The sequence below is a fragment of the Pseudoalteromonas sp. SWXJZ10B genome, from assembly GCF_015864475.1.
GTDB classification, from domain to species: Bacteria; Pseudomonadota; Gammaproteobacteria; order Enterobacterales; family Alteromonadaceae; genus Pseudoalteromonas; species Pseudoalteromonas arctica.
Genome location: NZ_JADYXD010000011.1, coordinates 1 through 14,001, shown reverse-complemented (window position 1 = coordinate 14,001; position 14,001 = coordinate 1). Strand labels below are relative to the sequence as shown.

Genomic DNA, 14,001 nt, shown 5'->3' with positions numbered 1-14,001 from the left:
TGCACAATGGCATCTTTATGTATAATTTAAGCGACCTAGAAACATTTATAGCAGTAGTTGAAAATAAAGGGGTGCTTGCTGCTGCGCGTGAGCAGCGTTTATCGCCTGCAACGGTAAGCCATCGCTTAAGTAAATTAGAACGTGAGCTTGCAACAGTACTTGTTTTTAGAGATAGCCGACGAGTACGGTTATCTCCCGCAGGTGAAATATTTTATACGCGAGTTGGCGCTATAATGGAGGCGCTGCACGACGCTGAGCATAGTATTGGTGCGCGTAGTTCATCTGTGAGTGGTTTATTACGCGTGACTATGCCCCCTTGGATTTTTTCAAAATACGTAATGCCAAGACTCAATGAGTTAGAGCAGGCCTATCCTGAACTAAAACTTGATTTTTTAATTACTGATCATTTTGTAAATGTGGTTGATGACGCACAAGATGTGGCAATTCGTGTAGGACAATTAAATGATTCCGGTTTACTGTCACGGAAAATAGTAAACAACAAACGTATACTTTGCGCAGCTCCTAGTTACATAAAAAAATATGGCATGCCTAAAAGCTTAGCTCAATTGAGCGAACACTATTGGGTTTGCCTGCCGTGGCAGCGCCAATTAAAGCTTTTTGATGAACAAGGTAAAACACATACTTTTAATGCAAGAACACGCTTTACTATTTCTAATTCCGACAATATGACTCAAGCAGCCATTGCAGGTCATGGCATTGCAATTAAATCAATGATAGCTATTCATGAAGATATTAAAAATGGCATTTTAGTTGAAGTTATGCCCGGTGTAATGGCACAAGATGATGCACCAGTTTGGTTTTTGCGTCCGCAAAATAGCTTAACTACCCGCAAAACCGATGTATTTTATGACTTTATGAAATCACTATTTTTGAGCTGCGAATAAGCGTTTAAATGAGCGTTTTACTCCAGTTAAAAACAAATAACCAGTAAGCTCGGCAAGTAAGGCAACTATAATAGCTGCAACAATGGCGGCTATAATAGAGTCTTTTTTTAAAATGATTTGACCTTCAAAGCGTTGCCACACTTGTTGCTTTACATCGCTCATGCCACTGATCATAGTAAAAATATATGGAGATTGCGCAAACCTATTTACAGCGATTTGTAAGTCTTGTTGTCGTGTGTAAAGTGTACTGATATTACTTGCACCTTTATTCACAATCCCATCATCAATATTTTTATAGTGTTTAATTAGCTTATTTAAATCATTATTAAAATACTTAGCTGCATCGTTTTTAAAAGGTGCAATGGCACTATTAGCTTCAATTAATTGGGCTGATAATGCTTGGCCAAAATCGCTTATAAATGCAGGGATTTGCACTCCAAGTAGTAAACCGAATGCAAAGAAACTAAGTCGGATATAATCTAAAAATTTACTCATTTATCTTCCTATCCATTTAAATAACCCAGAATTAACATTTGAGCTTGTTTTTATATCAAAAACTCGTAATCTATTGGTAATAAAAATAACAACAAAAATAACAACAGGTGGATGTTAAGGATGACGAAAAAAGTAAAATTCACGTCAACATTTGTTGATATATCTAAACAGCTCAAACGTTTTGTATCGCGCATTGTTCAACCCGACGATGTAGAAGATATTGTGCAAGAAACCTTTGTAAAAAGCTATGAAGCTGATTTAAAACAAGACATCCAGTTTACCCGCAGTTACATGCTTAAAACAGCAAAACACCTAGCACTTAACCATATAGCTAAGTGGGACAACAAATTTAATGATTCGTTAGAAAACGATAACGAATTACCCGTATTACTTAAATCAATGAAGCTTGAAGATGAATACACATCTAAAGAGCGCTTTTTACTTTTTTGTAGAGCTACTGAGCAACTAAGCTCATCGATCCGTAAATGCTTTATATTAAAAAAAGTTTACGGCATGAGCCAAAAAGAGATCGCAGACCAAATGCAGTTAAGCCAAAGCACTGTTGAAAAACACATTGCCAAAGGGTTGTTACAAACCATGTTGTACATGCGTGAACATGAGCAAGGCTCTCAAACGCATCCTAAAGCTCAAGCACACCCTATATCAGTTAAGAGGGTCGCAGAATGAGTAATGTTCATCAATTTAATTCAAAAGATTTAATTTTAGAAAAGTCATGTGATTGGATAAGCGCGATTGATCGTGGTTTAACTGATGATGAAAAAGAGCAATTTAAATTATGGATGATGCAAAGCATCGCCCATCAAGACTCTATATACGAGCTTGCTCAACTTTGGGATGAGCTTTCGGTATTAAATGAATTAAGTCATTTATTTCCTCAGCGTAACAATACTAAAGCATCAAAAAATAAGTGGATGTTTTCTTACTCAATTGCAGCGAGTTTATTTGCGGCACTAATGGTATGCAGCTACTTATTAATTAATTTAGAAAACGGCTATAACCAAGAGCTTGCAAAAGTTAACTACACTAAAATTTACAAAACAAAAGTAGGCGAGCAAGCAACCTATGTATTGCCAGACGGCACTATAGTGCAGCTTAATACTAATAGCTTACTAGAAGTTGCGTACAGCAAAGGTCGTAGGCAGTTACTGCTAAGCCGTGGAGAAGGGCGTTTTAATGTAGCAAAAGATGCTACGCGCCCGTTTAGTGTTATGGCGGGAGATAAAAGTTTTACCGCTCTGGGTACTGTTTTTAATGTACAGCGCAATACTTCGTCAGATTTAGAGCTTGTTGTTACCGAAGGCAAAGTGATGATCACCGACCCTAGTGTAGCGGTTGATGCAAATGACTTTAAAGATTATCAACTTGCAGATAACAGCACGCAAAAAATTCGTCAAATTAATGCCAATATTGTTACCTCAGGCGAAAAAGTAATTATAGAGCAAAGCGTTACAAAGCCAATTACCCAGCTTTCAATGAACGACGTACAACGCGATTTGGCATGGCAAAATGGCATGCTTATTTTTAATGGAGAAGAGTTAAGCGATGCTTTAAATGAAGTAAGTCGCTATACCGCCACACGTTTTGAGCTTTCATCAGCCGAGCTCGCCAGTATTAAAGTAGCTGGGGTATTTAAAGCAGGTGACGTTGAAGGTTTACTAGAGAGTTTACAGACTAATTTTTCTATTGATCATGAGCGTTTAGGTGAGCACGTAGTAACGCTAAAACACCATACAGAATCATAAGTAGACGTTATGCAAATCAAACTAATGTTAGATAAAGTTGCATCAATAAAGATTGAACGTAAAAAAAACATTAAAAAAAAGAAACAAAACAATAGAGGATTTTTGTTTGTCAGCTGTTTATATAAGTTGCGCAGTAACCAAACGCATTTATTGAGTGGATTGAGTGTACTTGCACCGGCTATTTTTAGCTTGAGTGTACAAGCCGCAACTCAAACCACTGGGCAAATGGTGCAATTTGATATAAAAGCGCAGCGAGCAGACAAAGCCTTAATTGAATATGCTAAACAAACAGAGCAAACCGTGGTGTTTTCTTATGAGTTGGCAAAGCAGTATGATGCAAATTCAGTGTATGGATTTTACACTCAGCTAGATGCTCTTGAGGCATTATTAGGTGGGACTGAGCTCGATGCGGTTGTTGATCAAAATGGTTTACTGAGTATAAAACTCAAACAAATCAACAGGAATGATAACAACATGATGAAGCTTTCAGCGGTCAGTGCAGCAGTATTACCAGCTTTACTTGCAGTAAATTCGCAAGGTGTAAACGCAGCAGAAGAAGTCGCTCAAGAAAAAATTGAAAAAATTGCTATTGTCGGTAGCCGTGTAGCAGGACGTTCAGTTGAAGATTTACCCGTTCCAGTAGATATCTTAAGTGCAGAAGCGCTTGAAAATACAGGCCAAACAGAAGTTGGTCGTATGCTACAGTCTATCGCCCCTTCATTTAACTTTTCAAGCTCTGCAATTAGTGACGGTACTGATGCTTTAAGACCTGCGACACTTCGCGGTTTGGGTCCCGATCAAACATTGGTGTTAATTAACGGCAAACGTCGTCACCAAGCAAGTATTATTCATATTAATGGCTCTGTTGGGCGTGGTACCGCAGGCACTGATATGAATGCAATACCAGCCTCTGCAATTAAACGCATTGAAGTGCTACGTGATGGCGCTGCTGCTCAGTATGGTTCTGATGCAATTGCAGGTGTTATTAATATTGTGCTTAAGGATGGTAGCGAAGGTGGCAAAGCGGCTATTAACTACGGTCAATATTCTGAAGGCGATGGCGAAACCATTAACCTTGATTTTAATAAAGGCTTTGCGCTAGGTGATGACGGTTATTTAAATACAACTATCAATTACCGTGACCGTGCACCGACTAACCGTGCAGGTTTACATGGCTCTTGTCAGTTTTATGGTTGTACAGAACTAAGTGACGGTACTTTACTTGCTGGCGATCCGCGTGAGCTGACAGCCGATCGTGATACATTCAGAATTGGTGATGCTGATTCTCAGCAGTTTGGTTTAACAATTAATACCGGTTACGAGTTAGGTGATGGCGAGCTTTACGGCTTTATTACTTACTCAACACGTGAAAATGAGTCGGCTGCATTTTTCCGTCATAATGCAAATGCAGGTGGTAACCCAGTACTACAAGATAATGATGCGACGATTCCGCTAGGTTTCTTACCAAAAATTAATACAACTATCGACGATATCTCGTACAACTTTGGTTATAAAACTGAGTTTGATAACGATGCAAGCCTTGATTTATCTTACACCTATGGTGAAAACAGCATTGATTACACGACAAGTGACACTATCAATGCCTCATACGCTAACTTTTTACGTTATGACCAAGGTTTAAGTGCTGCTGATATTCGTACAACTATCCCACGTGAAGCGTACGCTTACGGCATGGAATTATCACTGCAAACAATCAATATTGATTTTACGCAAAACTTTGATGATTATTCTTTAGCAATGGGTGCAGAAATCCGTACTGACGAATATCGCATTTTAGAAGGTAATGAGTACGCATACCGCGATTACGATACAACCAACGGTGTAAGTATTTACAACGGCTTAAGTGGTGGTGTTGGCTCTGAAGATGCATCAGGTGGTTCACAAGGTTTTGGTGGTTCAGCTCCTGCGTCATCAGTTGATGAATCGCGTGATGTAATTTCATTTTACGTAGATGCAGAAGCTTATGTGATTGAAGATGTAATTTTATCGGGTGCACTTCGCTACGATAACTACAAAGGCTTTGGTGATACAGTAAACTTTAAGCTTGCTGGTAACTGGTCTGTAACCGACGATATTTCACTACGTGGTGCATTAAGCTCAGGTTTTAGAGCGCCTTCAATGCAGCAGCTTTACTTTAATAACGTAAGTACGCAATTTGTTGTTGGTACTAATGGTAATTTAGTTGCAGAAGAGGTTGGTACATTTAGAAATGATTCAACACTTGCGCAAAGCTTAGGTATTCCAAAGCTTAAAGAAGAAAAATCACAAAACCGTAGTTTAGGTATTGTATATAACGTTACAGATAATATTAATGTAACCGTTGATTACTACTCAATTGATATTGACGACCGTATTGTAATTAGTGACCGCTTAGGTAAAGGTTTATCTACAAGCCTTGATGCTGCACTAAATAGTGCGGGTGCTGGCGTAGGTCAGTTCTTCTTAAATGGTGCTGATACAGAAACTCGTGGTGTTGATTTTGTAGCAACGTGGAACACTGAAGGTTTAGGCGGCACGCTTGATTTTACACTTGCAGCTAACTTTACTAAAACAGATGTTGTATCGTTATTTTCGCCTGCTGGCTCAAGCCTTGAGACAGTAAACGTAGAAGATATATTTTCAGCTGAAGACATCTCTATTATTGAAGAGTGGCAACCAGAGGATCGTATTAACTTAAGTGCGCTTTATCAACGTGACGATTGGACAGTTAACCTGTCACTTAATCGCTTTGGTGAGTACACAGTAGAAGATGGTGGTCGTCAAACGTATGGCGCAGAAATTTTAACTGACGTTAAAGTTAACTACTTCGTTACTGAAGATTTGTCGGTAAATATTGGTGCAAATAACTTGTTTGATGTTTACCCAGATAAAAACGAAATAGGTAACTCTCGCTCAGGTACTATTGTGGATGCTAGTGGCGACACAGTAATAAGCAGCTCAGGTGTGTTTGACTACTCACGTCGTTCGGCTCCATTTGGATTTAACGGTGCTTACTACTACGTAGGCGCAGAATACCGTTTTTAATTACTAACCTCCCTTTCGTTATTTAACTCAAAGGGCCGTAAGGCCCTTTTTTTGGTTTTATATTGGGCTGTTTTATTTAGAAATCAAACTTATTGAATAATCATCGTATTGCTTAATATTATTCATTACACTCATTAAAGTATTATGTGTACTGTTTTCGTCTGCGGTTATAAGTACCGAACTTATTTCATATTTAGCCGCGAACATCGCTAAATTAGTCGCAACTTGCTCTAAATCAATTAACCTCCCTGAAAAATATACTCCGTTACTTTCATCAATTCTAAATAAAGCATTTTTAACAGGCTTATCTATTTGAGGGCTGTCGAGTGGTCGGTTTAATTCAATAGCCACAGGTTTTACAAAAGATGTAGTTACAATAAAGAAAATTAGTAATATGAACACTATGTCTAACATCGGGGTCATATCTACATCAACATTATTTTGCAGTTTAGTTAGTTTACTTTTCATATTGGACCTTATTTTTAATTAAATGCTGCGGCGCCACAGCAAGGTTTTAGGTACCTATTAACAAAATTAGCACAGCAAAAATAAAGCGTGGTTAAATAAACATTCTAATAACATTAAATATTTGTATTCATTATGTATTTAAAATGTGGCGAAATAAGGTGGTGTTTATAGCAATCTGCTTATATGGGGTCTATATGGCATCGTTATAGTGTGATTTAATTCGTTAAATTGCTTAAAGATTTATGCAGATTGGTATTAGAGGCAATAAAAAACCCAGCGCTAGGCTGGGTTGTATTTATGCGTTATGTAAGCTTACTGCTTTTGCATACGGCTCATTTCTGCATGGCAGCTTTGCATTGTTAATAATGTTTTAGCCAGTGCAGCTTCGCAATCAGCCGGTTGTGGTTTATCCATAGCGGCTTTAATTTCTACAAGCGTTTTATCTTCTACTTCTTCAAGCTCTTTTACATACGTGCTGTCGTTATGTGAGGTGAATGTAGTAAGTAAGGCTGTGTATGCACGTCGTGCTTCAACTGCGAAAGATGAACCATCTTCGCGTTCGCCTTTTTCATTAATTGCATATGGCTGCAAGCGCTCAACACTCACTTTTCGGGCATCTATCATACGCTGAAAAAGTGCGCCAATAGCAGGGTCTTCAACTTTTTCCTGTGCTTTTTGATAAAAATCGATGCCGCTGTTCATAACTTGAATGATGTCAGTAATATGATTTACTTCTGATCCTTGATGGGTGTTCATAATGACCTCTTTTATTAAATGAATGTATAGTTCAATTTAATAAAAGCAATGTATGTTCCACGTTTTTATTTTTATGTAGTCATTTGATTTTATTGGCTTAATTTCATTTCAGAGAGGGGCTAAGTTAATGAGGAAAGTATTAACCTAGCAATTTTTACATTATATTGTGTAATAAAGTTATTTTAGCTCTTCAGCTACTTCAGCGACTTTTTGGCGTAACCAGATGTGGCTCGCATCGCGATGTAACAGTGGGCTCCAAATCATATCAAGCTCAAAAGGAGGAATTGGAAACGGTGGCTCTAAAATTTTAAGCCCCGGATCATCTAAGTATATATTTGCGGCTTTTGAAGGAAGGGTCGCAATCAAATTTTTCTCTTTAGCTAAATGAATCGCTACATGGTAGTTACGCGTAAAAGTGGCAATGTTGCGATGTTTACCAAAGTGGGCAAGTGCTTCGTCAACCCAACCAAGTTTTTGCACATCTTTAGGGTCCATGCCCACGCCTACACCAAAACCTGTTTTACTCACCCATATATGGCGCGCTTTTAAGTAGCTGTCGAGGCTAAAGTTTTCAATAATAGGGTTGTCGGCCTTAACTAAGCAGCAAAAACTGTCTTTCCAAATACGTTTATGATGAAAAGACTGAGGTAAGTTTTCAAAGCGGTTGATTGCCATATCTACTTTGCCGTTTTCTACGTCATGAAAGGTTACATCACTTGGTGTGAGTATATCTAAAGTAGTATCGGGGGCTTCTTCGTGTAGTTTACTTAAGAGCTTTGGCGCTAACGTACTTGCAGCGTAATCACTGGCCATTATTCTAAATACACGTTTACTCTGGCTTGCCTCAAATTCTCTATTGGGTGCTAGGGTTTCTTCAAGCGTCATTAATATGCCACGAATAACGGGTTGTAACTCTAAAGCGCGCTCTGTCGGGACCATACCATCGCTGGTACGAACTAAAATAGGGTCGTTAAATAAGTTACGAAGACGTTTAAGGCCATTACTCATTGCGGGCTGCGTAATACTCAATTGATTAGCAGCGCGTGTTACATTGCATTCTCGAAGCAATGTATCGAGATAAACGAGTAAATTTAAATCTATTTTACTTATATTCATTGTGTGTCCTTTGCGTCTACCAGTGATGGATAAACCGCTGTGCTGTCGGGTATGGGTAAATATGACTTACCTGCCCATTTTTTATATTTTGTTGCGCCTGCTTCCAAAAGCTAACATCTATAAGCTCTGGATGAGTGCTGAGGAAAAACTTTTTATACATAGGATTAGGCATTACAAATGTACATAACTGCTCTGGGAATACATCTTGTGGTGCAACAGAGTAACTTTGTTCATCCATTAAATAATCGTCGTAGCTCTTTGCTTTCGGTAATGCTCTAAAGTTCATATCTGTTAGGTATTGAACTTCATCGTAATCGTAAAAAATAATACGTTTGTGCTTACTTACACCAAAGTTTTTTAAGAGCATATCGCCAGGAAATATATTAACGGCAATCATTTCTTTTAGAGCTTGCCCATATTCTTCAATCGCGTCTGCGGCACTTTCTTCATCAGCATTTTCTAAAAATAAATTGAGTGGTGTCATGCGTCGTTCAATATACAAATGCTTGATGATCAACCAATCGCCCTCAATTACCATTGATGAGCCAATTGTTTTATGTAATTGCGCAAGTAAATTACTATCAAAACGCGCTAAAGGAAATACGACGTTAGAATACTCTATGGTATCGGCCATTCTGCCAACGCGATCATGATTTTTTACCAGTTGATAGCGTTTTAATACGGTATCACGGCCGAAGGGCTTACTTTCACCAAATTTGTCTTTTATTACTTTAAAAACATAACCAAATGAGGGGAGGGTAAATACCATCATCACCATACCGGGAGTCCCCGGTGCAATTGTAAACTCATCACTTGAGTGAGATAAGTGATTTAAAAACTCTCGATAAAACTCAGTTTTACCCTGCTTGTGAAAACCCACTGCATTATAGAGCTCAGCAAGTGTTTTGTTTGGCATAAGCTGATTCAAAAACCGGACAAGTGCTGAAGGCGCATGAGTCTCTACCATAAAGTAGGCGCGGGCAAAGCCAAAAATGACACGCATTTGAGACGATTTAGTTAAAAGTGCATCTAAATATAATCCGTTATCTTCATCGTGTAATACGGCGATTATAAAAGGCTGAACCCCACTTTTTGAAACAACACGTCCTACTATATAAGCTGCTTTATTACGGTAAAAAGGTGTGTGCAAAATATCAAAGCGCATTTGCCAAGGTTGATGATGTGTATCGGGGGCTTGTTTATAAAAAGCTTTAACAAGAAGGCGAATATCACGCTCTAAATTTACAAATGGGGCTTTAAAATCAAAATGATTAATAATGCGCTTTATTGTTGGCTTTAGGCCATCAACTACTGGAAAATATGTCCTATATTCTGCTTCTACAGGTACTGAAGGAGCATCTTTTAAGGTTGCTTCTACAAATATAAAGTCATTATGAAAATAGCGCCTATGGTACAGCCGGCAAAATACAGAGTTATAAAAGGTTTCGGCGAGTTCTGCTTGAGGGTGGAAACATAAAAAATGCTGATATATCTTTTTAACTTTGAGCCATAGGCTTTCATCTAGTTGCTCTGTTGGGGTTTCTTTTTTTAGCGCTTGTGTGGTTTCGTTAACACGATCATCATAATAGCTGATACGCAAACGGCTGATATCATTAATTGCTTGCCAATCTTTTTTTGCAAAGGCGAGAGGGGCTTTGGCCGTTGTTTTTTGAAATAGCTGATAGTGCCTTTTAAAACCCGTTAAAATTAATTCAGCAATATGGCGAGGCTGCATTTGCACTCCTTAATAGTCCCTAGAGCTTATACTCTATTGTGTTAAGGGTATGTTATTTTAAGTTTAAAACCAAGATAAATATTACTTGCTAATTAAGAGTGATTTATTGGTATTGAGCTATCTTTTTTTCGAGAATTTTAATTTGTTTAGTAATAACCAATACGTCTTTTTTGTACTCTTTATTAATTATTTTTAGTTTTTTAGTAATGTCTTTAGTAATACGCTTTTTATCATCAATGGCTAGAATATGATTTAACCGTTCTTGTTGTTTATATTCAGCACGCTGCTTATTACGATCAAGTATTGTGAGTTTGTGGTTATTGCTGCGTAACTCTGCCTGTAAGCCAGATAGAAGCCTTTCACGTTCAAGTTCGTTCAGTTGTTTAGTGTAATCAACTTTTGGGCCTGAATACTGATTACCCGTTGTGTTAACTTTATAAGTCGTTGCTTCGTCGTCACAGGGAAGTTGAGAAAAGATTGTGCCTTTTTCTGTTACGCATTTGTAGTAAGTGGTATCGCTAAAGCTAAAAAAACTGACAAGTAAAAAGCTAGAGTGGAGGATGGTATTACGAAAAGTTTTAAACATGTATGCCGTCCTTGATTTTTATATCTAACAAAACAATATAAAACTATAACCTAGCTTGGTGGTATAGCAAGCTAGGTTAGGATAACGGTTATTGGGTAAAGGTTTTAAGCTTTTTAATACTCTGCACTAAAAATGGTATATCTAAACCTTGTTCAATAGAAAAACCTTCAGCGGCAGAGATGTTTTTAAAGTTACCATCTGAATCTATTAAGGTAATCCTATCTTTTTTATAGGCTATAACGACACCCTGAGAGTAGTTAACGCCCATATCATCTTTTTTCTTGTATAAATTAACGCCCAGCATTGTTTGCTTAGCAATGGCTTTACAATTTAAATATTGGCCAACACTTGTTGCAATTAAATCGCTAGGTTGAATAAGTCCATCTACTTTAGAAATACGTTTGTCGGAGCTATATAAAGTTGATGTTGTTACTACTTCTTGCTTGTTATTGGCAAGACTAAAAGCAAAAACCTGTGTTTTATCATCTCGTACAACGGCGTTATCGCTACTTTTAATAACTCTAATTGCGCTAGAACTATGTGCTTGATCATTTATAAAACTAAGTTCTTCCACGCCGGTTACTTCAATGCTGCGGCGCTGACTTTGCCATGCGGGAAGAGTTTGATCTCTTAAAATTGCTGCTTTATAAAAAGCTGGCAAACCATACACTAAGCTAAATAGCATATCGTCGTGATTAGTTGGCTGTAAAAACTGCTCTGTTTTGTGTAAGTTTTTATTATCGGCAACAAATTTAGCGAGTTGTTGCTGGGTTTCAAATACAAAAATATCTACATTGGCTTGTGTGTAGTCCTCGCACTTATCAAGCGGGCTTGGCATTTGATAACTAATGTTTTGGTTATTAATTTTTACGTTATGTGCTTGCTTATAGCTTTCTATATCAAGCAGGTCATTTTTAGCTAATAAACTTTTAGCGGTAGTAGGGTATGACAGTGGTAGTACATTATCTTGCTTCGTTACGTCAAAGTTTAAATTTGCGTCAGCCCAAATATGAATACTGTGACTAAGTGAAAAACACACTATTAAAAATGAAATTGCGTAACGTGCAAATTTATATTGTTTTAAGCGCTCAAGGTGTTGCCATGTGTAATTACTCACAAGTAGCTGAAAGCCTAAAATAAGTAATACAATCCCACTGGCTAAAATGGTTGTTAAAGCAGGTGAACTGGTTAAACGATGCCACAACAATGAAATGATTTCAGGCAAGGCAGATATACTTAGATGATAACCCAAATTAACGTAAACATAAGCATCAAGGGTAAGCAGTGAAGCGCCTAGTGTGGCTATAACAGCCGCCATGCCTCGTATATGTCGTGGGTAGGGGAATATTAAACTAAGCGGAAATACCGTCAGCACAAACGCTAAAAAGGCGATAAAACTAGTGTGGCTTAACCACGTTACTAGCATATAAGTAATGCCCATAAAGCTTGTTGGTGGCGAGTCGGCAAATAAGTAGCTTAAGCTAATAAATAGCGCCAAGCCAATATTGGCAAAAGTAAACCAATGGCCCCAGCTTAATAGCTGACTCGCTTTTGATGAAAACTGATTGTGCTGCGATAAATTCATAGAGTTTATTTAACCGACTGTGATAGAGCTTTTGCAAAGTTCTCAGTTACGGCTTGTCTTTTCCCTGTTGGTACATGCTCTTTTAAGATATGCGTGATAGAATTTCCTAAACACATAAGGCTTAAATCTACCGGCGCATTGTGTTTAGTTAGCACATCAATAAGCTGATCGACGATTTGTTCTACTTCTTCATTAGAGTATTTTGATAAGATTGGCATCAGTTGGTTCAATAAAATAGTTATATTCTCGTATTTTAACACTAGAGGCGTGAAAAACAAAGATGACAACAGACGTTAAAAAATTAGTCGTTCATTATGTAGACAAAAAAGACGACGATACGCAAATTCACCTTCGAAATGATGAGATGGTAATTAACGATAAAGTAGCCGTTTTTATCGAACAATTACATCATGCATACAATGGTAAGCCAGGTAAAGGTTACTGTGCTTTCAGTGGTGATAAAAACAGCATTGTAGCATCTGCAATGCAAAGCTACCGTAACGATGAGCTAGGCTTTTGGCGTATGACCGAGCAAGCCTCAACGGTTTTAAAAGAAGAGCTTGATAAGTATGCATTTAGTGAAACAGGCTATTTAGTATTTTGTCATTATCAGTATGTTGCTACCGATTACATGTTAATTGCGATGATTAACATTAAAGAGCATTACTCTATGACTTCAGAGCTAGATTTAGCGGCTTCTCGCCATTTAGATATATCTCGCATGCAACTTGCTGCTCGTATCGATTTAACAGCGTGGGATACGCAAGCAGAAGATAATCGTTATATTTCATTTATTAAAGGACGTGCGGGTCGTAAAGTAGCTGACTTTTTCTTAGACTTTTTAGGCTGCGAAGAAGGTATTGATTCAAAACAGCAAAGCCAAGTAATGCTTAGTGCCGTAGAGGATTATTTATCAGAGCAACAGTTTGATAAATCAGAAAAAGACGACTTACGTAAACAAGTATTTGATTACTGCAATGACTGCGTAACTACAGGCGAAGATGCAAGTGTGAGCGATCTTTCAGCAACGCTTACAAAAGGCGATGACAGCCCGTTTGATAGTTTTTGTAAAGAGCAAAGCTATGACTTGGAAGAAACGTTCCCCGTTGATAAAAAAACAGTAACCAGTATGGTTAAGTTTTCAGGCCTTGGTGGTGGTGTAAGTGTAAGCTTTGAACGTAAACACTTAGGTGAGCGCGTAACGTACAACGAAGCAACCGATACACTAGTGATTAAAGGCATTCCGCCAAACTTAAAAGATCAGCTACAACGTTTTATGGAAAATGAAAAAGAGTAAACTCATTTGAGCGAGTTGAAAGTTGATTTAAGAGCGCGATATTTATATCGCGCTTTTTTATACCGGTATCTAAATTTGTTGCATCGGAACAAAGCTACTAAAATATCTATTGCAAAAATAGAAGTGAAAGAAGAGTAAGTGAGAAAACACAAGCCATGCTTTATTAGCAAGACCGGAGTTTTTCAAGTTAGTTGTCGCATCAAATTAAATTTTATGCCGCCCGCATTGCTTCTTTTTTCTCTGGATTTAA

Annotated in this window: 13 protein-coding genes; 5 read left to right on the top strand and 8 right to left on the bottom strand. The window is 37.8% G+C overall.

Annotated elements, in window-relative coordinates; all coding sequences use genetic code 11:
• Positions 1 to 17: 17 nt before the first annotated feature.
• A complete protein-coding gene (locus tag I6F54_RS11620; protein WP_007585683.1) occupies positions 18 to 905 on the top strand; it encodes a LysR family transcriptional regulator in 888 nt (295 codons plus the stop codon).
• On the opposite strand, the gene I6F54_RS11615 is transcribed toward I6F54_RS11620, so the two are convergent.
• Complete coding sequence (locus I6F54_RS11615) at positions 885 to 1,400, bottom strand: DUF2937 family protein (protein WP_024594382.1); 516 nt, start codon at positions 1,398 to 1,400, stop codon at positions 885 to 887. The two genes, I6F54_RS11620 and I6F54_RS11615, sit on opposite strands and share 21 nt — an antisense overlap.
• Positions 1,401 to 1,520: 120 nt before the next feature.
• Between I6F54_RS11615 and I6F54_RS11610 the strand changes: the two genes are divergently transcribed.
• From I6F54_RS11610 to I6F54_RS11600, 3 genes are read left to right on the top strand one after another with little or no spacing between them, the layout of a single operon-like run.
• On the top strand, positions 1,521 to 2,087 hold the full coding sequence (locus I6F54_RS11610) for an RNA polymerase sigma factor (RefSeq protein ID WP_024594383.1): 567 nt from the start codon (positions 1,521 to 1,523) through the stop codon (positions 2,085 to 2,087).
• On the top strand, positions 2,084 to 3,163 hold the full coding sequence (locus tag I6F54_RS11605) for a FecR family protein (RefSeq protein WP_007585689.1): 1,080 nt from the start codon (positions 2,084 to 2,086) through the stop codon (positions 3,161 to 3,163). The genes I6F54_RS11610 and I6F54_RS11605 overlap by 4 nt, the downstream gene beginning before the upstream one ends.
• A 9-nt stretch (positions 3,164 to 3,172) precedes the next feature.
• Entirely contained in the window at positions 3,173 to 6,208 is a 3,036-nt protein-coding gene (locus I6F54_RS11600) for a TonB-dependent receptor plug domain-containing protein (RefSeq protein WP_197141454.1), read from the top strand.
• 72 nt (positions 6,209 to 6,280) lie between these two features.
• On the opposite strand, the gene I6F54_RS11595 is transcribed toward I6F54_RS11600, so the two are convergent.
• The 7 genes from I6F54_RS11595 to I6F54_RS11565 form a co-directional block, all read right to left on the bottom strand.
• Positions 6,281 to 6,676: an ExbD/TolR family protein gene (locus I6F54_RS11595; protein ID WP_197120227.1), complete on the bottom strand. Its 396-nt coding sequence runs from the start codon at positions 6,674 to 6,676 to the stop codon at positions 6,281 to 6,283.
• 312 nt (positions 6,677 to 6,988) lie between these two features.
• On the bottom strand, positions 6,989 to 7,432 hold the full coding sequence (locus tag I6F54_RS11590; RefSeq protein ID WP_007585695.1) for a ferritin-like domain-containing protein: 444 nt from the start codon (positions 7,430 to 7,432) through the stop codon (positions 6,989 to 6,991).
• A 177-nt stretch (positions 7,433 to 7,609) separates the two neighbouring features.
• A complete protein-coding gene (locus I6F54_RS11585) occupies positions 7,610 to 8,548 on the bottom strand; it encodes a LysR family transcriptional regulator (protein ID WP_002961484.1) in 939 nt (312 codons plus the stop codon).
• Between the two features lie 16 nt (positions 8,549 to 8,564).
• Positions 8,565 to 10,283, bottom strand: a complete 1,719-nt coding sequence (gene aceK, locus I6F54_RS11580) for a bifunctional isocitrate dehydrogenase kinase/phosphatase (protein WP_197120226.1) — start codon at positions 10,281 to 10,283, stop codon at positions 8,565 to 8,567.
• Positions 10,284 to 10,386: 103 nt separating this feature from the next.
• Entirely contained in the window at positions 10,387 to 10,869 is a 483-nt protein-coding gene (locus I6F54_RS11575; RefSeq protein WP_197120225.1) for a DUF4124 domain-containing protein, read from the bottom strand.
• Positions 10,870 to 10,957: 88 nt separating this feature from the next.
• The gene (locus tag I6F54_RS11570; RefSeq protein ID WP_007585701.1) at positions 10,958 to 12,454 is read right to left on the bottom strand and encodes a DUF3413 domain-containing protein; all 1,497 of its coding nucleotides are present in this window, start codon (positions 12,452 to 12,454) and stop codon (positions 10,958 to 10,960) included.
• A gap of 5 nt (positions 12,455 to 12,459) precedes the next feature.
• Positions 12,460 to 12,672, bottom strand: a complete 213-nt coding sequence (locus I6F54_RS11565) for a DUF1414 domain-containing protein (RefSeq protein ID WP_007375276.1) — start codon at positions 12,670 to 12,672, stop codon at positions 12,460 to 12,462.
• A gap of 62 nt (positions 12,673 to 12,734) precedes the next feature.
• Between I6F54_RS11565 and yejK the strand changes: the two genes are divergently transcribed.
• A complete protein-coding gene (gene yejK, locus I6F54_RS11560) occupies positions 12,735 to 13,751 on the top strand; it encodes a nucleoid-associated protein YejK (RefSeq protein ID WP_197120224.1) in 1,017 nt (338 codons plus the stop codon).
• The last annotated feature ends 250 nt before the right edge of the window (positions 13,752 to 14,001 follow it).

Excerpts from the sequence above, each read along its gene's own strand:
- I6F54_RS11620 (WP_007585683.1), top strand. The coding sequence starts at position 18 with ATGTATAATTTAAGCGACCTAGAAACATTTATAGCAGTAGTTGAAAAT.
- I6F54_RS11615 (WP_024594382.1), bottom strand. The coding sequence starts at position 1,400 with ATGAGTAAATTTTTAGATTATATCCGACTTAGTTTCTTTGCATTCGGT.
- I6F54_RS11610 (WP_024594383.1), top strand. The coding sequence starts at position 1,521 with ATGACGAAAAAAGTAAAATTCACGTCAACATTTGTTGATATATCTAAA.
- I6F54_RS11605 (WP_007585689.1), top strand. The coding sequence starts at position 2,084 with ATGAGTAATGTTCATCAATTTAATTCAAAAGATTTAATTTTAGAAAAG.
- I6F54_RS11600 (WP_197141454.1), top strand. The coding sequence starts at position 3,173 with ATGCAAATCAAACTAATGTTAGATAAAGTTGCATCAATAAAGATTGAA.
- I6F54_RS11595 (WP_197120227.1), bottom strand. The coding sequence starts at position 6,676 with ATGAAAAGTAAACTAACTAAACTGCAAAATAATGTTGATGTAGATATG.
- I6F54_RS11590 (WP_007585695.1), bottom strand. The coding sequence starts at position 7,432 with ATGAACACCCATCAAGGATCAGAAGTAAATCATATTACTGACATCATT.
- I6F54_RS11585 (WP_002961484.1), bottom strand. The coding sequence starts at position 8,548 with ATGAATATAAGTAAAATAGATTTAAATTTACTCGTTTATCTCGATACA.
- aceK (WP_197120226.1), bottom strand. The coding sequence starts at position 10,283 with ATGCAGCCTCGCCATATTGCTGAATTAATTTTAACGGGTTTTAAAAGG.
- I6F54_RS11575 (WP_197120225.1), bottom strand. The coding sequence starts at position 10,869 with ATGTTTAAAACTTTTCGTAATACCATCCTCCACTCTAGCTTTTTACTT.
- I6F54_RS11570 (WP_007585701.1), bottom strand. The coding sequence starts at position 12,454 with ATGAATTTATCGCAGCACAATCAGTTTTCATCAAAAGCGAGTCAGCTA.
- I6F54_RS11565 (WP_007375276.1), bottom strand. The coding sequence starts at position 12,672 with ATGCCAATCTTATCAAAATACTCTAATGAAGAAGTAGAACAAATCGTC.
- yejK (WP_197120224.1), top strand. The coding sequence starts at position 12,735 with ATGACAACAGACGTTAAAAAATTAGTCGTTCATTATGTAGACAAAAAA.